This window comes from Mesorhizobium cantuariense (assembly GCF_042647205.1).
Lineage (GTDB): Bacteria > Pseudomonadota > Alphaproteobacteria > Rhizobiales > Rhizobiaceae > Mesorhizobium > Mesorhizobium cantuariense.
In genome coordinates, this window is sequence record NZ_JBHRVD010000001.1 from 3,627,551 (window position 1) to 3,651,530 (window position 23,980).

Genomic DNA, 23,980 nt, shown 5'->3' on the forward strand with positions numbered 1-23,980 from the left:
TGTTCAAAGGAGCCGCTGTCGAGGACACCATCCCAAAAGGGATGATCACCCTCTCGCAGATGATATCTGGGAAAACGCGGCGATGATCGCATCGAGGGTCACATTCAGTGCATTCGAAAAGGTCCTGCCCTTCTGCCAGATCGCAACGTAGTGGTAGAGCGCGGACGGCTCCACTGGCCTTATTCCCAAGTGAAACGCCGCATACTCACGCGCAATGATCTCATTGGTTATCGAAATGCCTAGGCCAGCCGAAACGTATCCGGCTTCGTGACCGTTGCAATCGAATTCCACCAGTATGTCTGGCTCGACGCCGGCGAAGCGCAAGGCATTGAAGTTCATCTGGTGGGCGGCGAACTGGGGATCGATATCGACGATTGTTTCGCCTGCCAGGTCTTGAGCCTCGATACAGGTCTGTTTTGAAAAGCGGTGGTCGGGATGAAAGATGCATACGTTGCGGGCTGACCCAAGGGGCGCCCATCCAAACAGACTTGGGTCCAGCGGCAGTCTCGAGATTCCAAGATCCGCCCGCCCAGCCAGGATGTGCTCGCCGATCTGCTCGTAGCTTCCAGAAATCGACCGGACATTCGAAGCGGTCTTTGAGCGGATGATCGCCACGACTTTGGGCAAGGTCATGAAACCGAAAACAGAAGGCGCGGCAATCGCAATCCGCTGCTTTTCATCATTTTTCATCGCGAAGATCGACGCGTCCAGCCGATCCAGGGACGTCAGGGCAAGCTCCACGTTTCGCAGGAGTTCCCATGCTTCCTGCAAGGGGACGATGCGGTTGGCTGATCTCTTGAAGAGAGTGATGCCGAGCGTGGTCTCGAGTTGCTTCACATGTTGACTGACGGCCGGCTGGCTTATCCCGAGCGCAACCGCTGCTCGCCTTGTAGAACCGGCCCGCAACACTTCTCGGAAGACCTTCAGTTGACGGAGCTTCAGGTCGCTCTGCAGCAACTCCATTCCCTGCGCTCCTTTCCCTGATAACGCCCACCCGGGAAGCAGATACCGCCAACCTGGGGAGCAACGAACCGCCTCAGTATATAACGGCGCGTTATAGATAAAATATTAAAAATTATAGATTGAGTGTGTAATTTCAAGCGCTAGAATTAGCCAATATCTCAAATTAACTCCAAATTACAAATATAACAATTCGCAACCTTGGGTTATACGACTTGGTCTGAGTGGCAAGGACCGGCGTATCTTGCGGTATTGCGAGTCGAGGAAAGCGCCCCATGGGTGGGTTTACTACTCAATTTGTTGTCGCACTTACCGTGACCATAAGCCTGGCTCTTGTCAGCGGCTGCCTGGGTACGGCATTTGGGTTGTTCTTGGCTATTTCGAAGGGCACGGCACAACCGCGCCTCAACCGTATCGTGACGGCCTACACCACGGTTGTCCGTGGTGTACCAGAACTTCTCATTATCCTGCTCATCTACTTCGGCGGAACCACCCTCGCCAGCACGATCGCCGGCCGCTATGTGGAGGTGAACGCATTCACAGCAGGGGTTATCGCGCTGTCGGTCGTCTTCAGCGGCTATGCGACCGAGGTGTTTCGTGGCGCGATTGCGGCAGTGCCAACAGGTCAGACGGAAGCGGCAAAGTCGCTTGGGCTGAACGCCTGGCAGCGATGGGTGTTCGTCATCGGACCGCAGATGCTGCGGCTGGCGCTGCCGGCCTATGGCAATCTCTGGATTTCGCTCTTCAAGGATACCGCGCTGGTTTCGATCGTCGGCCTGACCGACATCATGCGCGTCGCGTATGTGGGGGCTGGATCCTTACGCGCACCATTGACCTTCTACCTTGCGGCCTCCGCTCTCTATCTCTCGCTGACCACCGTCACGCTGCTGTCGATCCGGCTGGCTGAGCGGCGCTATCCGGCACTCGGCCGGTAGGAGGGAGCGACCCATGAACCTCGGCTTGATGCTTGACGCAATGGTTGTCCTGCCTTCGGGCGTTGGTCTCACATTGACCCTGACGGTCTTGTCGCTGACGGCCGGATTTCTTCTGTCCGTGCCGCTGGCCTTCATCCGCGCGTTCGGACGCCCCGGCCTCTCGCTCGCGGTGCTGGCATACACCTATGTCATACGCGGCACGCCGATGCTGGTTCAGCTGTTCCTGCTCTATTATGGCCTCGCTCAGATCGAGGCGGTGCGAGCCAGCATCTTCTGGGTCATCCTGCGCGACCCCTTCTGGTGCGCCCTGCTTACATTTTCGCTGAATAGCGCGGCACACACCACCGAGATCCTGTGCCGCGGTCTCCAGTCCGTGCCCAAGGGTGTCACCGAGGCGGCCACGTCTCTCGGCTTGAAACGCTTCCAGATCGCTCGCCTGGTCACCTTCCCGATCGCTTTCAGGATATCGCTCCCGGCCTACGGCAACGAGATCGTCGGGATGATCAAGGGTTCGTCCCTGGCGAGCACCGTGACGCTGCTCGAGATCACCGGCATGGCGAGACAGATGGTTTCGACGACGTTCGCGCCTTACGAAATCTTCATCGTCGCCGGAGCGATCTACCTATCGCTCACCTCGATCGCGGTGAAAGCGATCCAGTTGCTGGAGCGATGGCTTTCGACCGACGGCAATCGTGTGCATCGACGCAAAGTCCGATTGCGTCCGCCATTGCCTGACCCCGAGACCACGACTTCCCTGCCCTGACCCGCGGGTCTTTCGGCAGGCCTTCCCATCTAAACCAACGAAGAGGTGCATCATGCGCATACCCCTGGCTATTGCTGTTTCTATCGCTTCCCTGATGTCGGCATTCCCGGCGAGCGCGCAAAGCGAGCGCGTCATAACGATCGCCTCCGAAGGTGCTTCGCCGCCTTGGGACAGCACCGACGCGAACGGTCAACTCTACGGCTACGATATCGAGGTAGGACAGGAATTGTGCCGTCGCATCCAGATCAAATGTACCTTCGTCCCGCAGGATTGGGACGGGATCATTCCGGCACTGCTTGTAGGCAAGTTCGACGTGATCATGTCCGGCATGGCGATCACGGAGAAACGCAAGCAGAAGATCGCGTTCTCAGTTCCCTACGCCACCGGCTTCAACCAGTTCGTTGTGCGCAAGGACCTGGGTCTCGATCCTGGCGACACCAAGGAAAAGGTCAACCTCTCGAGCATCGGGGACAAGGAAAAGGCAACCATCGAACGCCTCAGATCGACACTCGCCGGCAGGGCGATCGGGGCCCTGCGCTCGTCGAATTCGGAAGCAGTCGTGAAGGAAATGCTGGGCGATGTCGTGACCATTCGCAGTTATGACAGCCAGGACAACATGAAGCTCGATCTTGCCGCGGGTCGCATCGACGGCGGCCTTGCCGACTATTTCACCTGGCGGGATTTCCTGGAGACGCCTTCCGGTTCGGATGTGGTGTTTTTCGGCCCCGAACTGAAGGGCGGTCTCTGGGGCCCAGGCGTCGGCGCGGGCATGCGCAAGGACGATACCGAGTTGCTCACCAAGTTCAACGCGGCCATCGACGCCGCCACCAAGGATGGGACGATCAAGGCGCTGAGCCTGAAATGGTTCAAGAGCGATATCTCACCGGCCGTCTCGCAATAGGCCCGGCACCCGACTTTGACATTGACGTGGCGCTGGCCGGAACGCCGGCGCCCTCCCCTCCTTCAAGGCGAGTTCCATGAAAGACCAGTTCTGCGCGGTCGTTACCGGCCAATCCCTGATCACGCACGACGTCCGTGACGTCAAAGACGAACGCTTCATCGCGGTTACGGACTTCCTGCGCCAAGGCGACGTCGTCTTCACCAACTTCGAGTCGACAATCCTGGGCAAGCACGGCGGGTGGCCGACCAAGGGCAAGTATTTTGGATATTCCAGGGCTGAAGTGCTCGACGCATTGCAGGCCATCGGTTTCAACGCGCTGGCGCTTGCAAACAACCACGCCTTCGATCTCGGAGCTGGCGGCATCCTCTCGACACTGGAGGAGGTGGAGGCGCGCGGTTTCCTGCATGCCGGCATCGGGGCCAACGAGACTGACGCGAGGAAACCGGGCCGCCGCCGGCTGGGCGCACGCGAGGTCGCGCTTCTTGCGATGGATGCGGGCCCCGGGCCGGCCAACATGTATGCCGAAGACCGCACGGCTTTCCGACCGGCTCGGCCCGGCGTCAATCGTCTGAACACCGTTCGCAAGATGCGGGTGCCGGACGGACATTTCCGCAGGCTGGCAAAGCTGGGCGCCCATTTGCAAAGCTCGCCTTTTGAGCTGGCCAACTATGCGCAACCGGAAGACCCGATGGAGGTGTCGGCCGGCAAGGAGATCAATTTCTACGGCACCGTATTCACGCAAGCCGCCGATTTCGGCCGTCTGATCGAAGTCGAACAGCGGAGCGCGAGTGTCCATCTGTCCGCCATCCGGCACACGGCGGCACAAGGCGATTTCGTCATTGCCTATCTGCACCACCATCATTGGGAACCAGGTTGGCAGGAAGTACCGCACTGGGTGCAGACCTTTGCCAGGATGTGCATCGACGCCGGCGCCAACCTCTTCGTCAGCCACGGCGCTCCGGTGCTGCAGGCGGTGGAGATCTACAACGGCTCGCCGATCTTCTACGGCCTCGGAAATTTCCTCTTCCACGTGCACCCCGACGAAAACGAATGGGATCCACCGGAAGTCTGGCAAAGCATCCTCGCCGCCTGCCGCTATGATGCGGGCGGAAACCTCGCAGAAATAGATCTCCTGCCCGTCGTGATCGGCGCGGAAGCTCAGTCTCCAGGATCAGCAACGGGCAGATTGGTACCCGTCGCCGTCACGGGAAGCGCGGCGCGAGACATCCTCGAGGGATTCGCGACCCGCTCGCGGGCTTTCGGCGTCGAAATCGAAGTGTCCTCGACCTGCGGCCGCATCGCCGTGCCCGCTGCCCGAAAATTTGGCTAACGGGCCTGACGGCCGTCAGACGGTCTTGCATTCGGCCGGCCGGGACTCGCCGGCCGTCTCGCTGTCCGCCTTTGTGTCTAGCAGGGCCAGTTCTTCCCCCAAAGCTGCGATCAGGGACGAGACGCGACCGCGCACACGCGGCGGAAGTTTCACTAGCCCCTCGATCAGGCGCCGACCCTCCGCGCTGGCAATGAAATCTAGGCGCTCATCGACCGGCAGGGGCCGCGCCTCGACGCAGGTCTCATCGTTCCCCGGCAGGCCGTCGAAGAACCGACTGACGGGAACGTCCAGCGACGTAGCGATCTTGTAGAGCATCGACGCGCTTAGCCGATACGCGCCTTCTGCCGTGTGATCAACTGCTGCGCGACCTGATCGGCCTGCATGCGTCACGACAAGGTTTTTTCGACCAGCACTATCACGGCAGCATTCCCTACAGATTGGAAGAGGAGTGCCGGATGGCCCACGCGGTGATGAAATACGCACGGCACCGTGACGCACCGCTTGCGCTATACAGCCTTGGAACAGCGGAAGGTACGATGGCGAGAACACTGTCCGAACTGTCAGAGGGACAGATACGCACACTGTCCTGCAGCCCGAACCCGGAGAATTACAAATGCTTCATGTCCTATGGCGAACCGCCGCACGCTGACTTCTTCGTTGGCCCTTTTCATAAGTTAACCAGGGACGTCCTGGGCTCGGATCCGCGACTGGCAAATTTCGCTCAAGGATTCGATATCATTCTGGAGGATACGACCTTTCAGATGTACTCGCCCAACAGATCGGGACAGATCGCGTTCGTGACCCAGCACCTCAAGGCGGACGGAATCTTCGTCTTCGTCGAGAAGTTCCGGGCAGCCGAGGAGACGGACTACCGGCGTCGCGAATACCAGAAGGATTTCGGCTTCAAGGCGCGCTATTTTCCCCCGGACGAAATCGAGAAAAAGCAGACCCTCGTTCTGAATACGATGTTCGGCAATGAGGTGACTTTGGCACAGATGTCCGACGCCATATAGGTGGACGGCATCGAGCGCAGTTCCATGTGGTAGGTGCGCCGATCGGTATTGATGACGAGATTGGTGAGAAGGTCGGCGCGCGTCGGCTTGACGAGGATGTGGACTTGCTTGGCCCCGCCCGTACCGCTCTCGGTATCGCCGATGATCCAGCGCACGGTGTCACCGGCGGCGACGGGACCGGAACCGACGAGCTGCTCGCCGGGCTGGAGCGCGATGTCGGTGATCTGCCCCGGCGAGGCATAGACCTGATAGAGCGCGCCATCGACGAACGGATAGACCTGCATCGAGTTGATGAACCCGTTGCGGACAGGCTGGACGCGCGCGGCCGCATTGGCCAGGTTCACGCGTGCGGCCGGATCGGTCGGTTCCGGCTCGGGCTTTGCGTCCTTGCCGACCGGCTTCAACTGGCCGGGAAGCGGCAGCGGCTTAGACAGCTCTACCACCTTGACGGGCGGGGGCGGATCGACCGCCTGCACGGCCGGGATCGGGTCGTCATAAGATATCTCCGGCGGCTTCTGCCTGGTGGCACAGCCTGCAAGCACCGAGGTCAAAAGCAGAAGTGCTGGGAAGGACATTTTGCGGAAGGCCGGCATTGCGTGGATGAGGAAAGCCGGACGCCCCCAGGGGGCGGCTTTGCAGAGTGCGGGGGTCATTGTCCAAGCTCCTTCGACCAGTTGATCGCGTTGACGTAAATGCCGAGCGGGTTCTTCCTCAGCGCGTCGGCGTCGCGCGGAGGCTGCACGACAATGGTGAGAATGGCGGACCAGCGCTCCGTGGAAGCGAGTGAGCCGTCCTGATATCGGCGTTCGACCCAGCCGATGCGGAAGCTCACCGGCGATGCGCGGATGACCGACGACACGTCGACGGCGACCTGCTGTATGCCGACCTTGGTGAACGGGTCATTGGCGCGCGCATAGTCGTTGAGAGCGAGCGCCCCGCCCTGCGTCGCGAAGTCATAGGCGCGCAGCCAGTTCTGCCGCACGATGACCGGATCGGCGGGGATCGACCTCACCTGTTCGATGAAGTGCGCCAGGTAGAAGGCGATTTGCGGATCGTTCGGCTGATAGTCGCCGACCGCGGGGGCGACAGCCTGCGCCTGGCCGAGACGATCGACCTGCACCACCCAGGGCACGATCGAGCCGTTGGCGGATTGCCAGACGAGCGCGGCGGAGAACCCGGCGGCGAGCGCCAGGGAACCGAAGGCCATGGTGCGCCAATTGCGCGCCTGCACGCGCGCGGAACCGATGCGCTCGTCCCAGACCTGGGCAGCGCGTTGGTAGGGCGTCTCGGGTTGTGGGGATTTGCCGTAGTGTGTGGACGGTCGTTTGAACATGCTTAGTCTCTTTCAGAGAGGTTGATCGAGGAGCCGCCGCCATGGCTGTCACCACTGCGAACAGCGTGAGCGGCGGCCTGGACGCCATGCGTCATCTGTTGCGAGCGCTTCATGCGCTTCGCCCTGGCGGGCTGACTTTCGGTGGCGGAGGACGCGACCGGAGCGGAGCCGGCTTCCCCAGCGTTCGCACCGATTGTGCCGGCGGTGGATGATCCGCCCGTCGTCTCGAAGGCAGCGCGAGCGCCGGACTGGTGGCTGTGCTTCATGCTGCCTGCCGCATTATTGGCCGCGCGCTTGAGCGGTGAGATGGCACCCTGGGCGCCGGCGCTGATGACACCGCCGAGCCCGGATGCAACGCCGGCAAAGCCTGACTGTCCGGCCGCGCCGAGGCCGTAGGCTGTGGATGCCCTGCCCGCGGCGGCGGCACCGCCACGGGCTGCCGCCGCGGCACCGCCGCTGACAGCCGCCCCGCCGGACACGACGGCGCCGGCGGCCGCGGCGCCCGCCGCGACCATGCCGCCTGCCGCGAGCCCGGTGCCGACCGCCGCGCCCGCGCCGAGCTGCGGGCCGCCGGAGACGAGACCGTTGGCAATGCCCGGTCCAAAGATGCCAAGGCCGAGCAACGACAGCGCGGCCAGCACGATCGCCATGGCATCGTCGATCGACGGCGTGTTGCCGCTGAAACCTGCGGTGAACTCGGAAAAGAGTGTCGAGCCGATGCCGATGATGACGGCGAGCACCAACACCTTGATGCCGGACGAGATAACGTTGCCGAGCACCCGCTCGGCCATGAACGCGGATTTGCCGAACAGACCGAAGGGTATCAGCACGAAACCGGCGAGCGTCGTCAGCTTGAACTCGATCAGCGTGACGAAGAGCTGGATTGCCAGGATGAAGAAGGCCAGCAGCACCAGCGCCCAGGCGAAGAACATGCAGGCGATCTGGATGAAGTTCTCGAAGAAGGACCAATAGCCCATCAGGTTCGAGATCGAGTCCAGCAACGGCCGGCCGGCGTCGAGCCCGGTCTGCGCCACCTTGCCCGGGCGCATCAGATCGTTGACGGTAAAACCCGTGCCCGAGGCCTTCAGGCCAAGCCCGGCGAAGCTTTCAAAGACGATGCGGGCGAGATTGTTCCAGTTGGAGATGAGATAGGCGAAGACGCCGACGAACAGGGTCTTCTTGACGAGGCGCGCCATGATGTCGTCGTCCGCACCCCAGGACCAGAAGAGCGCAGCCAACGTCACGTCGATGACGATCAGGGTTGTGGCGATGAAGCCGACCTCGCCGCCGAGCAGGCCGAAGCCGCTGTCGATGTAGCGCGTGAAGACTTCGAGGAAATGGTCGATGACGCCCATGCCGCCCATGTCAGCGCGCCTCCGGCCGAGGCGGCTCGACCTGCATCGCGGGAGCGGTCACAGCCGCCCGCTTCCCTTCTTTCCGGTCGGCTGACGCCGGCACATTCGGAAACAGCGTTGTCGGCGCTACCGGAGCAGGCGCGGTTGCCGAGTCACGTTGACCGAGAAACCGGCGCCGGCTGTCTGCCCACGCTTGCAGGCAGCCGGGATCGCGAGGACCGGCCTCGCCGATCCCGGAACAGCGGCGCAATTCGGCCGCGAGCGGGTCTTGCGACGCCAAGGGACGGCCCCGCGTCGCCATGGCGCCAGGCTGCTCGTCCTTGCTGCTCATCTCGATTGCGGTCACGGTTAAAGCGACGGCGACGAAAACGACCGCGCCGAGGCGAGCGAGGATCTTCCCGTCCATCGCGCGGACCTCAGTTCTTGCCATGGAACATCTGCGCACTGCCGGGCTGGTAGCCCGAGCCCTGCGTCAGGAAGCGGCGGCGCTGCTCCCTGCCCTGCTCGGCGGCGGTGGCCTGCTCGGCCGATTGCAACGCCTGCGCCCGACCGTTCGCGGCGACGACAGCGGTGAGATCGGCGAGTTGCTGCACTTGGAGCGCGAGGAGCTGGTTGCCGGCCTGCGTTGCCTGAAGCGCGCCGGTCGCACCCTGGCTCTGGCCGACCAGCGCCGACATCTGCGTTCGATTGGTGTCGATGTTGCCGACGACGCCCGCCTGCACACGCATGGCATCCTGAAGCCCACCAACCGTGTTGCCCCAGCGCGAGCGCGCGTCGGCGACGAGTTGCTGATCCGAACTCGACAGCGAGACGTTGCCGTATTTCTGCTGGAAGGCCTGATCTATCTGCTGGACGTCATAGGCAACGTTCTGCGCTTGAGCGAGCAATTGCTGCGTACGCTGCACGGACTGCTGGAGCTGTTGCAGCGAGGAGAACGGCAGGCTAGCGAGATTACGGGCCTGGTTGATGAGCATCTGCGCTTCATTCTGAAGCGAGGTGACCTGGTTGGTGATCTGCTCGAGCGAGCGCGCTGCCGTCAGGACGTTCTGCGAATAGTTCGAGGGATCGAACACGATGAAGGCCTGTGCGGGCGTCGCCAGGATGGGCGAGATTGCGGCGGGTGCGGCAAGCAGGGCGGCAGCGAACCGCATGGCAAGGGAACGGCGCAGTTTCATGGGGACTTCTCCTTGTTGGTGAGGGCGGGGTTGGTTAGGGCGGGAACGAGTTCAGCGGCCCAGCCCAAATTGCGGTGGGTCAGCCAGGCAGCGAGGAACCCTTCGCGGCCATGCTCGGCGACGATGCGGGCGATCGCGGCCTGGTCGGTCTTCGCGGATGCAGCGCAGAGCGCGAGTGCCACATCCGACAGACCGAGCTCGAACAGCCGGTTGCCGCGACGGGACTGGCAGTAATAGTCGCGTTTCGGCATCGCCCGGGCGATGATCTCGATCTGCCGATCGTTGAGGCCGAAGCGGCGATAGATCGCCGTGATCTGCGGCTCGATGGCGCGCTCGTTCGGCAGCAGAAGCCGGGTCTGGCAGCTCTCGATGATCGCCGGCGCGATTGCCGAACCATCGATGTCGCTGAGCGACTGCGTGGCGAAGATGACGCTGGCGTTCTTCTTGCGCAGCGTCTTCAGCCATTCGCGGAGTTGGCCGGCAAAGCCCTCGTCGTCCAGCGCAAGCCAACCTTCGTCGATGATGAGAAGGGTTGGCGAGCCATCGAGCCGGTCCTCGATGCGGTGGAATAGATAGGAAAGCACCGCGGGCGCAGCACCCGTTCCGATCAGTCCCTCGGTTTCGAATGCCTGGACCGACCCCGATCCGAGATGTTCGCGCTCGGCATCGAGCAACCGGCCGTAGGGACCACCGACGCAATAGGGACGCAATGCCTGCTTGAGATCATTTGATTGCAGCAGCACGACCAGACCGGTGATCGTGCGCTCCCCGACGGGAGCGGAGGCCAGTGAAGTCAACGCCGTCCAGATATGCTCCTTGACCTCTGGGGTGATCGCCACATTCTCGCGCGTCAGGATCGCCACGATCCAGTCGGCGGCCCAGGCGCGCTCTGGGACATCATGAATGCGTGCGAACGGCTGAAGGCTGACGCTGTCGATCGCCCCATCGCTGAGATCGCCGCCGAGATCATGCCAGTCGCCGCCCATGGCGAGTGCCGCCGCGCGGATCGAGCCGCCGAAATCGAAGGCGAAAACCTGTGAGCCTGCATAGCGGCGGAACTGCAGCGCCATCAGTGCCAGCAGCACGGACTTGCCCGCGCCGGTCGGGCCGACGATCAGCGTGTGGCCGACATCGCCGACGTGAAGCGAAAGCCGGAACGGGGTCGAGCCTTCGGTCTTGCCGAAGAGCAGAGGGGGCGCTGCAAAATGCTCGTCCCGCACCTCGCCCGCCCACACCGCGGAAAGCGGGATGATGTGGGCGAGATTAAGCGTGGAGATGGGAGGTTGACGGACGTTGGCGTAGACATGACCCGGCAGGCTGCCGAGCCAGGCGTCGACAGCGTTGATGGTTTCGATAATCGCTGTGAAATCGCGGCCCTGGATCACCTTTTCGACCCGGCGCAGTTTTTCGTCGGCGATGCCGGGATCATCGTCCCAAACCGTCACCGTCGCGGTGACATAGGCCATGCCCGCATAGTCGGCACCGAGCTCCTGCAGCGCCATGTCGGCATCGGCGGCCTTGTTTGCGGCGTCGGTGTCAACGAGGACGGATGCCTCGTTGGTCATCACCTCCTTGAGGATCGCCGCGACCGATTTGCGCTTGGCGAACCATTGACGCCGGATCTTTGTCAGCAGCCTGGTCGCATCGTTCTTGTCGAGCAGGATCGCGCGTGTCGACCAGCGATACGGGAAGGCCAGCCGGTTCAGTTCGTCGAGCAGACCCGGCGTGGTCGCGGTCGGGAAACCCGTGACAGTCAGAATGCGCAGATGCGACGTGCCCAGCCGCGGCTCGAGCCCGCCGGTCAGCGGCTGGTCGGCCAGCATGGCATCGAGATACATCGGCGTTTCGGGAACGCGGACACGGTGGCGATTGGTCGAGACGCAGCCATGCAGATAGGTCAGCGTCTCGGCGTCATCGAGCCAGCGGCATTCCGGCATGAAGGCTTCGACAAGGCGAAGGACGCGGTCGCTTCGATCGATGAACCCGGTCAGCACCGCATTGGGGTCAAGTCCCTTCTTCTCGCGGCCTTCGTAGAGCCAGCTTTCCGCGCGCGCCGTGTCTTCGGCGGGCGCGAGATAGGTGAGCGTCAGGAAGTAGCTGGACTCGAAATGCGCGCCGGCCTCCTCGAAGCCCGCCTTTCGCTCCGCATCGACCAGCGTCGAGGCCGCATCCGGAAAGCGGCTGTCGGGATAGCCGGTCGAGGCTTGGCGCTGCGCCTCGACGAAGATCGCCCAGCCAGAGCCGAGGCGGCGGAAGGCATTGTTGAGCCGGCCGGCGACGGCGACCAGTTCGGCCGGCACAGCGCTGTCGAGATCGGGGCCGCGGAAGCGTGCGGTGCGCTGGAAGCTACCGTCCTTGTTGAGGACGACGCCGGCGCCGACCAATGCCACCCAGGGCAGGAAGTCGGCGAGCCGGCTGCTGCGATTGCGATATTCGGCAAGATTCATCATCGGGGCGACCTCGCTTAGACCGTGAGATGCGCCGGGATGCGCAGGTGCCGGCGAACGACGTCGGCGAAAAGCGGATCGCGCTTGGCGGCCCAGACGGCGGCAAAATGGCCGATCGCCCAGATGGCGAGGCCGACGAGCCACAGACGCAGCCCCAGCCCCACGGCACCGGCGAGCGTCCCGTTCATGATGGCAATGGCGCGCGGGGCGCCGCCGAGCAGGATCGGCTCGGTCAGCGCCCGGTGCACGAGGACCGTATAGCCCGGCACTGCATAATCGGGCATTGGGCCGCCCTGTTCGACAGCGCCCGCCATCAGACCAGCGCCCCGCCGCCGAACGAGAAGAACGACAGGAAGAAGCTCGACGCCGCGAAAGCGATGGACAGGCCGAACACGATCTGTATGAGCCGGCGGAAGCCGCCCGACGTGTCGCCGAAGGCGAGCGTCAGGCCGGTGACGATGATAATGATTACCGCCATGATCTTGGCGACCGGGCCTTCGATTGACTGGAGGATCTGTTGCAGCGGCTGTTCCCACGGCATCGATGAGCCGGAGGCATAAGCGGGCGCGGCCATCACCAGGATGAGCCCGGGAACGGAAACGGTCATGGCGAGACGATGGCGCGCGAGGCGCAGGGGTTGGATCACGGATTTTCTCCTTCAGGGCTTTGGATGAGCAAGGTCGGGCTGTCGTCGCCCTCGCGGACGGCTGGCGCGACCCGGTAATCACCGTCCGGGCGAAGGCCATCGACACGGGCGAGTTCGGACAGCCGGCGCGCGGAGCCGCGGCCGGAAAGGACGGCAACCAGGTCGATCGTTTCGGCGATCAGCGCGCGTGGAACCGTGACGACGGCTTCCTGGATGAGCTGTTCCATGCGGCGGAGCGCGCCAATGGCGCTGCCGGCGTGGATCGTGCCGAGGCCGCCGGGATGGCCGGTGCCCCAGGCCTTGAGCAGTTCGAGCGCCTCGGCCCCGCGCACCTCGCCGACCGGAATGCGGTCGGGGCGAAGGCGCAGCGACGAACGAACGAGATCCGAGAGCGACGCGACGCCGTCCTTCGTGCGCATCGCCACGAGATTGGGCGCGGCGCATTGCAGTTCGCGCGTATCCTCGATGATGACGACGCGATCGGCGGTCTTGGCCACTTCGGCCAGCAGCGCGTTGATCAGCGTGGTCTTGCCCGTGGATGTGCCGCCTGCGACCAGAATGTTCGCGCGGGTGGCAACGCCCTGGCGCAGTGCGTCCGCCTGGCGCGCCGACATGATCCCGGCCGCGACATAGTCCTCAAGGGTGAAGATGGCGACGGCGGGCTTGCGGATCGCGAAGGCGGGCGCCGCGACGATGGGAGGAAGAAGCCCCTCGAACCGCTCGCCCGTCTCGGGCAGCTCGGCCGAGACGCGTGGGGCGCCGGCATGGACTTCGGCGCCGACATGATGAGCGACGAGGCGAACGATACGCTCGCCGTCCGCCGCCGACAAACGTTCGCCGGTGTCGGACAGGCCCTCGGACAGGCGATCGATCCACAACCGGCCATCGGGATTGAGCATCACCTCGACGATGCTCGCATCGTCGAGATAGCGCGCGATCGCAGGTCCGAGCGCTGTGCGCAACATACGTGCGCCGCGCGCCAGACCTTCTGAATTGTGATGCGAAACTGCCATCGTGTCCCCGTTGCGATCCGGGGGAACATGGGCGGCCCCTGGACGGGGATGATTAAGAGAGCCACATCTCGAGTTGTTTCAACACCTATATCGAGGCGTAGTGGCGTAGCGTGCAAACACAGGAGATTGGCGGTGCCGACCTGTAATCAAGGCTGACGATCTTCAGGCAAGGGCGCTCGTCTTCAATTATCCGCTCGTCAGCAAAGCCGTCTGATCAAGCGGCTTCAGCACGAGTTGAACGTCGAGGCTTGTGGCGAACCACCACGTCGACCTTGTAGTCGAGCCGGTCCAGACAGCGAACCAGCCTGTCTATTGAAAACTTACCCGTGCGCCCGGTGGCGATCGCGGAGACGTCGGGCTGTTTCATTCCGAGCAGTTCAGCCGACTTTGCCTGGGTCAGGCGCCGGCGCTTGATAATGGCGCGGATCTCGCGGGCCAGCTTGGCCTTGAGCAATTCCTCTTCGGGATTGTCAAAGCCGAGGTCCGCAAACACGTTGCCGCTACTCACTTCGGCGGTGATGTCTTCTGTCATGACTTTGTTCCTTTCCCATAGTTCTCGCGGTAGTGCGCCGCGGCCGCCTTCAATCGCACTGTCAAGAGATCGATTTCGTGCTTGGGTGTCTCCCTGCCCTTCTTCGACTTCTTCTGGAAGCAGTGAAGGACGTAGATCACCCCGACAAAGCGCACCGTGTAGACCGCCCGGTAGGTATCTCCGTCGAAGTCGTCGACCACCTCGAGGATGCTGCGGCCCCCAAACCCTTTCAGGGCTTTGACAGCCGGGTGCTCCTCACCATTCTGGGCGTCGTTGATTGCGACACCCATCAACCGGCGAACATCGACCGGAAACTCGCGCAGGTCGCCCTTCGACGACCCCATCCATACTGCGGGCTTTTGGTTTTTCATTCTCCTCTGCCTTATAGCATACAGACTATAATTTTCAACGAAAAATCCTGACACCGCTTAAGGCCATTTAGCCCACGGGCCTGCCGGGCTGGTGTGTGTCCAGGGCACCTTCGATATCCTCGGAGATTTCCTGTCGAAGCTTTGGACCTTTCGCCAGGCGCCGGCCGAGCGCGGTGACGAAGGCATCATAGCGCTCGCCAGCCTTCGCGTGGGCAGCCTGCGCCGCGGGCTCGGGCAACGCTGGTGTTGTCGCCAGCCAGAAGCGGACGAAAACAGCGAGCGTCTCCACTGCAATCGCGACATCGCGCTCCTGGCGTGTCATGCGCCGATCGAGCTGGTCAAGCCGCTTGGTGATCGCAGCCTCCTGTCGCTCGGTGGCATCTGGCGAGAGGAACGACTCGATGGCCGCCTCGGCGACGAGCGAACGTGAAAGATCACGGCGCGCCGCATGTTCGGCAAGCCTGCTCATCACCCTCGGATCGAGATAGACGGACAGGCGTTGTTTGCGGGGTGACTTTGCCATCGGAGCCTCACATATCCACACCGTCGCCGGGGTCGAGCGACGCCTGCCGCGCAATGCCTTGCATGAGGCGTGTCAGTCGACGGTTGCGGGTAACATCGTCTTCCACGTCGTCTTGGTGATCGATCTCGAATTCGTTCTCGGTTGAAGGCTTCACGACCAACTCGACTCGGCTGAGCTCAGGTTGCCGACGACGTTCGGAATCAGTTTGGTCCTCATCCGCGGCCGACAGGCGCGACGTGGCTTCGGCAATCTGGGGACGGGAAGGCAGAGGCAGTCTGGTCCAGTCGTCCGGTCTCCCCTCCACTGCCGCCACCAATGCCGGAGGCGGCAGGATACGCTCCCGGAAGCGAGCATCCTCATGATAGCGCGCCTTCTTGGCGCGGATCGGCGGTGCGCCCGAGACCATGACGATCTCGTCGGTGGCCGGCAGTTGCATCACTTCACCAGGCGTGAGCAGCGGGCGAGCCGTCTCGGAGCGGGAAACCATGAGATGACCGAGCCAGGGCGACAGCCGGTGGCCGGCATAGTTCCTCATCGCCCTCATCTCGGTCGCTGTTCCCAGCGCGTCGGACACGCGCTTGGCGGTGCGCTCATCATTGGTGGCAAAGCTTACCCGGACATGGCAGTTGTCGAGGATCGAGTTGTTGGCGCCGTACGCCCTCTCGATCTGATTGAGGGATTGAGCGATCAGGAAGCTTTTCAGGCCGTAGCCGGCCATGAAGGCGAGCGCCGACTCGAAGAAGTCGAGGCGGCCAAGCGCCGGGAACTCGTCGAGCATCAGGAGCAGCCGGTGCCCTTTCGCCCTCACCTGCAGATCTTCGGTCAAACGGCGACCGATCTGATTGAGGATCAGGCGAATGAGCGGCTTGGTCCGGTTGATGTCGGACGGCGGCACGACGAGGTAGAGCGTCGTCGGATGCTTGTCGTCGACAAGATCCGTGATGCGCCAGTCGCAGCGGCGGGTCACCTCTGCCACCACAGGATCGCGATAGAGGCCAAGGAACGACATGGCGGTGGAGAGCACGCCGGAGCGCTCGTTGTCGGATTTGTTCAAGAGCTCGCGCGCGGCGCTGGCGATGACCGGGTGCGGACCGCCCTCACCCAGATGCGCTGTTTTCATCATCGCTGACAGCGTCGATTCGATCGGACGCTTAGGATCGGAGAGGAAACCGGCGACGCCAGCAAGCGTCTTGTCCTGCTCGGCGTAGAGGACATGCAGGATCGCGCCGACCAGAAGAGCATGGCTGGTTTTTTCCCAATGGTTTCGCCTCTCGAGCGAGCCTTCGGGATCGACCAGGATGTCTGCGATGTTCTGAACGTCGCGGACTTCCCATTCGCCGCGGCGCACCTCGAGCAGCGGGTTGTAGGATGAGGATTTCGGATTGGTGGGATCGAACAGCAGGACGCGGCCATGCCTGGCGCGGAAGCCCGCGGTGAGTTGCCAGTTCTCGCCCTTGATGTCGTGCACGACCGCGGAACTCGGCCAGGTGAGCAGCGACGGGACGACAAGGCCCACACCCTTCCCTGAACGTGTGGGCGCGAAGCACAGCACGTGCTCCGGTCCGTCGTGGCGCAGATAGGCGCCGTCAAACCGCCCAAGCACCACTCCATCGGAGCCGAGGAGGCCAGTTGCCTTGACCTCCTGCTTGTCGGCCCAGCGGGCGGACCCGTAGGTCTCGACCTTCTTGGCCTCGCGAGCCCGCCAGACCGACATGCCTATGGCGACGGCGACGCAGGCGAAACCGCCGGAAGCCGCGATAAAGGCTCCCTCCACGAAGATCGACGGAGCGTAGGCATCGAAGCCGTACCACCACCAGAAGAAGGACGGCGGAAGGTAGAAGGGAAAGCCTAGGACATAGAACCATGGCCTGCCGAGCTCGGGCTGGAAAGCCAGCCGCCAGGCCACCCACTCCGTCGCGCCCCAGGTCGTGAAAAGCACGATCGTGACGACCGCGAGGATCTGGCCCCAGAGTATTTTGGTGGCGGACATAGAAGCGGTCCTTTCTTCAACATGAGGTTAAAGGCCGAGGCCTCGCTTGCGGCCAAAACTCCAGTCGATGCCGTCGTCATTGCGAGCGACGCCAGAGACGTGGCGGCCAAGATGTTTTTCCAGGGACGGCGTCCAGGGCACCAGTTGGAAACCGAGGCCGTCATCGATCATGGCGAAGCGGCCGGAGGCGAGCGTGAAACGTTGCCGGTAGGAACCGGCTACATACTCGCCGCCGCGGGCGCGGTTGAAAGGCTGGCCGGTTTCGGCGGAAAGCTTTTCGCCGAGCGCCTCCAGTTCGCGGCGACGCAGCGTGTCGATCAGGTTGCGCGTGAAGCTTATGCGTTGGCCTTGCCGCTCCCCGAGGCCCTGTTGCACTAGGTGGTCGGCACGGCGCTGCATCGCCTGCCGCACCTCGGCCCCAAAGCCGCCTTCCGACAACGCAATCGGTTCGCGGGCAATATTCTGGCGGTCAAGCCAGGTTGCCCCGGCGGCGGTAACCTGCCGCTCAATGTCTAGATCGGAACGGACAGCGAGCGCCACGCGCCCGTGTCCCTGCGCGTCATGGAACTTGCGCAGCTCGACGATCGAACCCGGAGCGCTGTCGCCCGCGGCGTCGAGGTCGGACAGCTTGATGTGATGTGCGCGGCCGTCGGTGCCATCGACCACGGCGTAGGCGCTGCCCTTCAGCTCATCATCGAGACCGCGGTCGACCAGCCGACCCACGATCGGCGTGTCGAGGCGCTCCGCCGCCAGCACATAATTCGCCGAGCCGCGCTCGATCGCCTGCCCTGTCAGGGCGCGGTGCATCCGCTTGATGATGTCACCGCGTTCGCCAAGTTCGCGCAGCGTCGCCTCGGCCTTGTCGTCGATCATCCATTGGCCCGGGCCGACCTGTTCGGCAAGGCCAAGTGTTTCGAGCTTGCGCATCCGCCCGACCTTCAGCACGTGATACTCGTCGGGCTGGGCGTTCTGGTTGGTGGCAAGGTCGATGACGCCTCGGTCGCGCCCGTCGCGAACAAGTTGCCGGTCAAGCTGGGTCCAACGTTCGGCGTCGACCTGGCGCTGCAGATTTCGGCTGATGTCGATATCGCTGCGCGGGCCGAGCTCCTGCGTAACAAGATCGGCCGCGCGCGCGCGCATCCCCTCCTTGATGTAATCGCGCGAGATCACGAGATCTTGCCCGTCATCAGCGTGGCCGCGCAGGATGATGTGAAGGTGCGGGTTGTCGGTGTTCCAGTGATCGACGCCCGCCCAATCGAGTTTTGTGCCGAGGTCCTTTTCCATCTGCCCCATCAGATCGCGGGCGAAGGCTTTGAGATCCGCCATGTCGACGGCATCTTCGGGCGAGACGATGAAGCGGAAGTGGTGCCGATCATCGCCGCACCGCTCGGCAAAAGCACCGCCATCCACCGCATCGGCTTCCGGCCCGAACAGCCTTGCCTTCTCCCCGTCACGGGTGACGCCCTCGCGGCGAAGATAGGTGAGATGGGCCGCAAGCGGCGCTGCGCGCGAGTGATGACGCACCAGCCGCGTCTTGATGATCACGGCCCGCGAGCGGCCGGTGAGGAGACGATTGGCGCGCACGCTCGCCGAGCGGCCACGCCCGAACGTCGAGCGATTGCCCGGACTGATCCGGCCGGCGAGAGAGATACGAGCGCCGGCCTTCTGGGCGGCGGCAAGCGCCTGCCCGATGAAGGGCCTGGCGCGCTGGGCGCTGGGCGAGCGGATGCGGCCGGGCCGGATTCGGAAACCATCCTCACCTTTCATGGCGAAGATCCGCACATCGTATCAAGGCATGGAAATCACAGCGAAAACATGGTTCTGGCGCGGTGCACCAAATCTTCGCACCTCGCGGAAATGCTGCATAACCTATTGAAACAACACGACCGACCGACGCCGCACCTCGCGGCCTTTTATCTCGCCATCTTCCGGTTGTTCGTAAGCGTCCGGTCCCTGCACCCAGATTGAGTAGTGCATTTGCGCGACATGTCGGGCTCCTTCGTAGCATGGAGGATCTCCGGTGAATTTGAGATATTTCGAGAACAAGGCGCGGCAATCCTGGTGGGTGGTTCACGTCGAGGCGTGGCAGCGCAGCGGTATGACGCGGACCGAATATTGCCGCGTTCATCGCCTGACGAAGGACACGCTCGATCGCTGGCTGAAGTACTTCGCCGGCAACGAGGCGGCTCGTAAGCATGCGGAATATCAGGCGGAATTGCGCCGTCAGAAGCGCCTGGAAGAGCGAGCGAAGCGGCAGAAAAAGTGGGCTCGGCTGCGCTTTTCGGTGACCACGGATGTGCGCAACCGTGCTGTCCAGGCGTACTGGGCGATGCATGTCGAGGCGATGAACTGGAGCGGCATGGGTGTTCGCGAATATGCCGCGGCGTTGCATCTTTCGCCGACGAGCTTGCGCATATGGCGAGACCGACTGGACGAGGGTGAGGTCGAAATCGACTGGCGGGCGCATCTTCATCCCTCCGCCCGCCCGGCCGTTAGCACTAGTGCTAACGGAACGCCGCCGGAATCGAGCTTGACGGCCTCGTCGAACGATGATCCTGGCACGCCCCGGCAACCTGCCCGACGCTTCTTCAGCGACGCTGAAAAGCACGCCATTGCGCTGGAGAGCGACCGGCCAGGTGTCAGCGTCTCGCAGGTCGCGCGAAAGCACGGGATCGTCACGGGGCTGTTGTTCCGTTGGCGCGCGCAGTTCGGCGTAGCGCAGAAGAAGCGCGCGAAGCTTGCGGCTGTGGCGATGGGCGATGACACTGCGGCGGTGCGCCTTCTACAGAGCCTGGTACAGCCGCCTGATGGAATGACGGCGATCGATCTGCCTGATGGCCGGCGTGTCTTCGCACCGGCCGGCAGCGATCCGGATGCCGTTCGACAACGCGTCGCGAGTGAAGGAACGACACTATGATGATCGTGCCGGCGGGTGTGAAGGTGCATCTGGCGCTGGGCTACACCGACATGAGGAAGGGTCTCGACGGGCTCGCCATGCTGGTGCAGCAAACGCTGAAGCTGGACCCGTTCTCGGGCCATCTGTTTGCCTTCCGGGGCAAGAAGGCGTCGATGCTGAAGATCCTGTTCTGGGACGGAAACGGACTGTGCCTGTTCACCAAACGGCTCGATCAGGGCAGCTTCGCATGGCCGGTGATGGCGAGCTATGATGGTTCGATCACGCTGACGCCGGCGCAGCTTGCGATGCTGATCGAAGGCATCGACTGGCGCGCTCCCGAGCGTGTTTGGAGGCCAGCCCTCGCCGGCTAAAATCGACGCGTCGACTGGCCCGAAAAGGCCCGGAATCCTTGGGTTCTGGGGCTGTTTGTGATAGATTCGGTCATGTTGATCGATCTCGCGAATCTGCCTTCCGACCCGCAGCTTTTGCAGCGTCTCGTGCGCGACATGGCGGCTGCGGTCGAGAGCCGCGACGGAGAGATCGAGCGGCTTCAGTCGATCATCAAAAAGCTCCAGCGGGCGCAGTTCGGCCGCAGCTCCGAGCAGCTCGATCCCGACCAGCTTGCGCTCGCATTGGAAGACCTCGACGCCGACGTTGCTCGCATCCAGGAGAGCCGCCCCTTCGTCAGCAAGCCGTCGACCGAGCGGCAATCCCATCGCAAGTCGCTGCCCGATCATCTGCCGCGTGAGGACGTCCTGCTCGATGTCGGCAGCACAGTCTGCGCGGGCTGCGGCGTTGCGCTGCATCCCATCGGCGAGAGCATGAGCGAGATGCTGGACTGGATTCCGGCGCAGCTTCGCGTGATCAGGACGACGCGACCAAAATATGCGTGTCGTGTCTGCGAGACGGTGGTGCAGGCGCCGGCTCCGGAGCGGCTGATCGCCGGCGGCATGGCAACGCCGGCGTTGCTGGCGCAGGTACTGACAGCCAAATATTGCGACCATACCCCGCTCTACCGGCAGTCGCAGATCTTCGCCCGCTGTGGTGTCGATCTTCCGCGTTCGACGCTCGCTGGTTGGGTCGGCGGCGCCTGCTGGTGGCTCGAAGCTCTGCATGAGCGGCTCGCCAAAAGCGTGTTTGCTTCCAACCATCTCTTTGCCGACGACACGCCGGTTCCGGTGCTTGATCCGGGCCGTGGCCGCACCAAGACCGGCAGGCTCTGGGTCTATGCCCGCGAACAGAGACCATGGGGCGGACCGGAGCCGCCGGCTGCGGTCTATTTGTTCGCGCCGGACCGCAAGGCTGAACGCCCGGCCTCGCATCTCAAGCACTTCAAGGGCGTGCTTCACGTCGATGGGTACGCCGGCTTCCAGCAACTCACCGTCAAGGGAGACATCGTTCTTGCTGCCTGTTGGGCCCACACCCGGCGCAAGTTCTTTGATGTGGCGCAGGCCACCAACGCGCCGATCGCGACCGAGGCGCTGCGCCGGATCGGCGAACTCTATGCCGTCGAAGCCGACGTTCGCGGTCAATCGCCGGCGCATCGGCTGGCATCGCGGCGCAGCCACTCGAAACCAATTGTCGCCGCCATGCGGGCCTGGCTCGAAGCGCAGCTTCCACTGTTGTCGGGACGAAGCACACTCGCCGTAGCGGTCCGCTACGCGCTCTCGCGCTGGGACGGACTGACCCGCTTCCTGCACGACGGTCGCATCGAGCTCGACACCAACTCGGTCGAGCGCGCGATCCGTCCGGTCAGTCTCGGCCGCAAGAACCACCTCTTCGCGGGCAGCGACGGCGGTGGCCATCGATGGGCGGTGCTGTGTTCGCTGATCGAAACCTGCAAACTTAACGACGTCGAGCCCTACGCCTGGCTGCGCGATGTGCTCAGCCGCATGGTCGACGGATACCCAGTCAATCGGCTGGATGAACTCTTGCCGTGGAACTGGAAAGCCCAAGTTCCTGTCAAAACCTGACCTCACGTGCAAGCTCCGGACGCTTACGGTTGTTCTGCCCACCTTCCGCCTCCACGCACGCCACGGTGCGCTGGAGCTTGCGGTTGCGCGAAAACGCCCGTGCGCGCTCATGGCTGGATCCTTTCGCCCGCTCGCGCCACGAAGAGGCCTTCGGACAGCGGCACGATGGCGGAGACATCGCGCACGGTGGGTGCAGAGCTCGAGTCATTTGGTAATCGCTCGGTCGGCACGAGAGCGACAGCTTGTAAGCGATCCCGCTGACCTACGAAGAGCGAGCCGCGCTTCCAGGGAATGGCCTCGACAGACGTGACTGCGAAAGGGCGCATACCCTCGCTTTCACCGATCAGGGGGGCAAGCGCCGCGACATAGGCGCGGGTCTCGGCCGGTAACGGACGGCCAGTGAGGTAGGCTTCGTAGCGTGCAGGGCCGGCGTTGTAGGCGGCCAGAAACCCCGGCGAGCCGAAGCGATCGCGCAGCTCGCGTAGATACGCCGTTGCGGCCAGGATGTTGTCACGGGGATCGAACGGATCGCGGCCAAGCGACCAGCGGGCGCGCAGATAATCCCATGTGCCCGGCATGATCTGCATCAAGCCGCGGGCGCCTGCGCTGGACACGGCGCGCACATCGCCCGCACTCTCCTTGCGTATGATGGCGCGGATCAACCCAGTCGGAACGCCGAAGCGGTGCGAGGCTTCGCTGATGTGAGCGCTAAACGGATCGCGCTGCGACGATCGTGTGAGAGGTGTTTCCTGCGCCAAGGTGGCCGCCGGCATGACGGTCGTAACGGACAGGCCGCAAAGGAGGAGCAGAGCCATGCGCCGGGCAGCGCGAAGCGGCCCGGGCGCACCGCGGTGGCTCGTCGACGGACGGCGAGCGCGCACCGTTCAATCCTTCTCGTTGCGGTCGCGCGGTCGCGCCCAGTGCAGCGACCAGGACGTCTTGTCGTCGCCATTGCGAAAGAGGTTCGCGCGTATCGGCTGCACGAAGGTCGGGTCATCGAGCTGGATCGAGACATAGTCTCCGGCCTTTTCGCTGGAGCGTTTCCAGCCGGCGCCAATCTCGGGCCCGTCCTCGTTGCCGGCGTGAACGCGGTAGTCAGGCGCATTCTCCGTTTCGCTCGCCCCTGCCGCCACAATGGCGATATCCAGGTTGAGGCTGAGCGTGTGGATGCGCCCGCTATAGCCAGTCTTCTGGCGCGTGAATTCCCCGATCTGTTGCATGTCAGGCTCCTGTTTTCAGTGGTGCGGTGATTAAGGCTGGCGGCACGACGCGCGCCGCCGGTCGCGCGCTCACCGCGTTGGCACGCGCCATTCGAAGCGGCCGTTCCCGTGCTCGTCGGTCCACAGCGGGACGGCGCGGCCGATGATCTGGCTGGTGGAAAGGAGGCCGAAGTAACGTCCGTCGAGGCTGTCGCGGACCTGCCGGTTCATCAGGAAGACTTCGCCGGTCGGGATGCGGCGGCAGCCCTGCCAGACCGGCAGGTCACGGCCGGCCCGATCACGCTCGAGGGCCATGCCCGCCTCGATACCATCGACAGTGATGGTGAGGTTCGAGCGACAGACTCGTTGCCCGGAAACGCCAAGGATGCGCTTCAAGAGTGGCACGCCCCTCGGCAGATAGCTGCGATCAGCGAGGAAGGCCGCGAGTGGCTCGGGCACCTTGACGGCGACGAGATCGGTGACCTCGAACGGTCCGTCGAAGTCGATCGTGTAGAAGCCGATCGGCGCGCTAGCTGACGCATTCCAGATGAGCTTCGTGGGCAGCGAAGTGAGGCCGGGATAGCCGACGCCCATGGTTGCGAGAACGCTAGCCAGGATGATCGCG

General features: G+C 63.4%; 26 protein-coding genes and 1 pseudogene. 8 read left to right on the forward strand and 19 right to left on the reverse strand.

Going from position 1 to position 23,980, the window contains the following annotated elements; translation table 11 throughout:
• Positions 1-45: 45 nt before the first annotated feature.
• Positions 46-963, reverse strand: coding sequence for a LysR family transcriptional regulator (locus tag ACFOJ9_RS17475; RefSeq protein WP_378980183.1), 918 nt, complete (start codon positions 961-963; stop codon positions 46-48).
• 272 nt (positions 964-1,235) lie between these two features.
• On the opposite strand from ACFOJ9_RS17475, the gene ACFOJ9_RS17480 reads away from it, so the two are divergent.
• The 4 genes from ACFOJ9_RS17480 to ACFOJ9_RS17495 all read left to right on the forward strand — a co-directional run bounded on the left by ACFOJ9_RS17480 (position 1,236) and on the right by ACFOJ9_RS17495 (position 4,889).
• Positions 1,236-1,895 (forward strand): ABC transporter permease, encoded by a 660-nt coding sequence (locus ACFOJ9_RS17480; protein WP_378980184.1) that lies wholly within the window; start codon positions 1,236-1,238, stop codon positions 1,893-1,895.
• A 13-nt stretch (positions 1,896-1,908) separates the two neighbouring features.
• Positions 1,909-2,658: an ABC transporter permease gene (locus ACFOJ9_RS17485; protein WP_378980185.1), complete on the forward strand. Its 750-nt coding sequence runs from the start codon at positions 1,909-1,911 to the stop codon at positions 2,656-2,658.
• A gap of 52 nt (positions 2,659-2,710) precedes the next feature.
• A complete protein-coding gene (locus ACFOJ9_RS17490) occupies positions 2,711-3,559 on the forward strand; it encodes a transporter substrate-binding domain-containing protein (RefSeq protein ID WP_378980186.1) in 849 nt (282 codons plus the stop codon).
• Positions 3,560-3,635: 76 nt separating this feature from the next.
• Positions 3,636-4,889, forward strand: coding sequence for a CapA family protein (locus ACFOJ9_RS17495; RefSeq protein WP_378980187.1), 1,254 nt, complete (start codon positions 3,636-3,638; stop codon positions 4,887-4,889).
• A 15-nt stretch (positions 4,890-4,904) separates the two neighbouring features.
• On the opposite strand, the gene ACFOJ9_RS17500 is transcribed toward ACFOJ9_RS17495, so the two are convergent.
• Positions 4,905-5,204 carry a hypothetical protein gene (locus tag ACFOJ9_RS17500; RefSeq protein WP_378980188.1) on the reverse strand — a complete coding sequence of 100 codons (300 nt, stop codon included), beginning with the start codon at positions 5,202-5,204 and terminating at the stop codon, positions 4,905-4,907.
• A gap of 140 nt (positions 5,205-5,344) precedes the next feature.
• Between ACFOJ9_RS17500 and ACFOJ9_RS17505 the strand changes: the two genes are divergently transcribed.
• Positions 5,345-5,902, forward strand: a complete 558-nt coding sequence (locus tag ACFOJ9_RS17505) for a hypothetical protein (protein ID WP_378980189.1) — start codon at positions 5,345-5,347, stop codon at positions 5,900-5,902.
• Here the strand turns inward: ACFOJ9_RS17505 and ACFOJ9_RS17510 are convergent.
• The 14 genes and pseudogenes from ACFOJ9_RS17510 to ACFOJ9_RS17575 all read right to left on the reverse strand — a co-directional run.
• Positions 5,890-6,555: pseudogene (locus ACFOJ9_RS17510) on the reverse strand (TrbG/VirB9 family P-type conjugative transfer protein); the annotation flags it as partial. The gene ACFOJ9_RS17505 and the pseudogene ACFOJ9_RS17510 overlap by 13 nt on opposite strands.
• The gene (gene trbF / locus ACFOJ9_RS17515) at positions 6,552-7,235 is read right to left on the reverse strand and encodes a conjugal transfer protein TrbF (RefSeq protein ID WP_378980190.1); all 684 of its coding nucleotides are present in this window, start codon (positions 7,233-7,235) and stop codon (positions 6,552-6,554) included. The gene trbF and the pseudogene ACFOJ9_RS17510, both read right to left, overlap by 4 nt.
• A gap of 2 nt (positions 7,236-7,237) precedes the next feature.
• Positions 7,238-8,599: a P-type conjugative transfer protein TrbL gene (trbL, locus tag ACFOJ9_RS17520; protein WP_378980191.1), complete on the reverse strand. Its 1,362-nt coding sequence runs from the start codon at positions 8,597-8,599 to the stop codon at positions 7,238-7,240.
• A 1-nt stretch (position 8,600) separates the two neighbouring features.
• Entirely contained in the window at positions 8,601-9,020 is a 420-nt protein-coding gene (gene trbK-alt / locus ACFOJ9_RS17525) for a putative entry exclusion protein TrbK-alt (RefSeq protein ID WP_378980192.1), read from the reverse strand.
• A complete protein-coding gene (gene trbJ / locus ACFOJ9_RS17530) occupies positions 9,007-9,765 on the reverse strand; it encodes a P-type conjugative transfer protein TrbJ (protein WP_378980193.1) in 759 nt (252 codons plus the stop codon). The genes trbK-alt and trbJ overlap by 14 nt, the downstream gene beginning before the upstream one ends.
• Positions 9,762-12,215: a conjugal transfer protein TrbE gene (gene trbE / locus ACFOJ9_RS17535; protein ID WP_378980194.1), complete on the reverse strand. Its 2,454-nt coding sequence runs from the start codon at positions 12,213-12,215 to the stop codon at positions 9,762-9,764. The genes trbJ and trbE overlap by 4 nt, the downstream gene beginning before the upstream one ends.
• A 14-nt stretch (positions 12,216-12,229) precedes the next feature.
• Positions 12,230-12,526: a VirB3 family type IV secretion system protein gene (locus tag ACFOJ9_RS17540; protein ID WP_449288645.1), complete on the reverse strand. Its 297-nt coding sequence runs from the start codon at positions 12,524-12,526 to the stop codon at positions 12,230-12,232.
• Entirely contained in the window at positions 12,526-12,819 is a 294-nt protein-coding gene (locus ACFOJ9_RS17545; RefSeq protein ID WP_378987830.1) for a TrbC/VirB2 family protein, read from the reverse strand. The genes ACFOJ9_RS17540 and ACFOJ9_RS17545 overlap by 1 nt, the downstream gene beginning before the upstream one ends.
• A gap of 35 nt (positions 12,820-12,854) precedes the next feature.
• On the reverse strand, positions 12,855-13,871 hold the full coding sequence (trbB, locus tag ACFOJ9_RS17550; RefSeq protein WP_378980196.1) for a P-type conjugative transfer ATPase TrbB: 1,017 nt from the start codon (positions 13,869-13,871) through the stop codon (positions 12,855-12,857).
• A 214-nt stretch (positions 13,872-14,085) separates the two neighbouring features.
• The gene (locus ACFOJ9_RS17555; protein ID WP_006338687.1) at positions 14,086-14,403 is read right to left on the reverse strand and encodes a helix-turn-helix domain-containing protein; all 318 of its coding nucleotides are present in this window, start codon (positions 14,401-14,403) and stop codon (positions 14,086-14,088) included.
• Positions 14,400-14,747 (reverse strand): type II toxin-antitoxin system RelE/ParE family toxin, encoded by a 348-nt coding sequence (locus ACFOJ9_RS17560; RefSeq protein ID WP_378987833.1) that lies wholly within the window; start codon positions 14,745-14,747, stop codon positions 14,400-14,402. Before ACFOJ9_RS17560 ends, ACFOJ9_RS17555 begins: the two co-directional genes overlap by 4 nt.
• A gap of 94 nt (positions 14,748-14,841) precedes the next feature.
• Positions 14,842-15,297 (reverse strand): CopG family transcriptional regulator, encoded by a 456-nt coding sequence (locus tag ACFOJ9_RS17565; RefSeq protein ID WP_378980197.1) that lies wholly within the window; start codon positions 15,295-15,297, stop codon positions 14,842-14,844.
• A gap of 7 nt (positions 15,298-15,304) precedes the next feature.
• On the reverse strand, positions 15,305-17,287 hold the full coding sequence (locus tag ACFOJ9_RS17570; protein WP_378980198.1) for a conjugal transfer protein TraG: 1,983 nt from the start codon (positions 17,285-17,287) through the stop codon (positions 15,305-15,307).
• 27 nt (positions 17,288-17,314) lie between these two features.
• On the reverse strand, positions 17,315-19,054 hold the full coding sequence (locus ACFOJ9_RS17575; RefSeq protein ID WP_378980199.1) for a relaxase/mobilization nuclease domain-containing protein: 1,740 nt from the start codon (positions 19,052-19,054) through the stop codon (positions 17,315-17,317).
• Positions 19,055-19,307: 253 nt separating this feature from the next.
• Here ACFOJ9_RS17575 and tnpA point away from each other — a divergent pair, with 253 nt between their 5' ends.
• From tnpA to tnpC, 3 genes are all read left to right on the forward strand, one after another.
• Complete coding sequence (gene tnpA, locus ACFOJ9_RS17580; RefSeq protein ID WP_378980200.1) at positions 19,308-20,204, forward strand: IS66-like element accessory protein TnpA; 897 nt, start codon at positions 19,308-19,310, stop codon at positions 20,202-20,204.
• On the forward strand, positions 20,201-20,554 hold the full coding sequence (tnpB, locus tag ACFOJ9_RS17585; RefSeq protein WP_378980201.1) for an IS66 family insertion sequence element accessory protein TnpB: 354 nt from the start codon (positions 20,201-20,203) through the stop codon (positions 20,552-20,554). Before tnpA ends, tnpB begins: the two co-directional genes overlap by 4 nt.
• Before the next feature lie 72 nt (positions 20,555-20,626).
• Positions 20,627-22,156 (forward strand): IS66 family transposase, encoded by a 1,530-nt coding sequence (tnpC, locus tag ACFOJ9_RS17590; RefSeq protein WP_378980202.1) that lies wholly within the window; start codon positions 20,627-20,629, stop codon positions 22,154-22,156.
• Positions 22,157-22,263: 107 nt separating this feature from the next.
• On the opposite strand, the gene ACFOJ9_RS17595 is transcribed toward tnpC, so the two are convergent.
• The 3 genes from ACFOJ9_RS17595 to ACFOJ9_RS17605 form a co-directional block, all read right to left on the reverse strand.
• Positions 22,264-23,037: a lytic transglycosylase domain-containing protein gene (locus ACFOJ9_RS17595; RefSeq protein ID WP_378980203.1), complete on the reverse strand. Its 774-nt coding sequence runs from the start codon at positions 23,035-23,037 to the stop codon at positions 22,264-22,266.
• A 3-nt stretch (positions 23,038-23,040) separates the two neighbouring features.
• Positions 23,041-23,376: a DUF736 domain-containing protein gene (locus ACFOJ9_RS17600; RefSeq protein ID WP_378980204.1), complete on the reverse strand. Its 336-nt coding sequence runs from the start codon at positions 23,374-23,376 to the stop codon at positions 23,041-23,043.
• A gap of 69 nt (positions 23,377-23,445) precedes the next feature.
• The gene (locus ACFOJ9_RS17605) at positions 23,446-23,949 is read right to left on the reverse strand and encodes a S26 family signal peptidase (RefSeq protein WP_378987836.1); all 504 of its coding nucleotides are present in this window, start codon (positions 23,947-23,949) and stop codon (positions 23,446-23,448) included.
• Positions 23,950-23,980 lie beyond the last annotated feature (31 nt).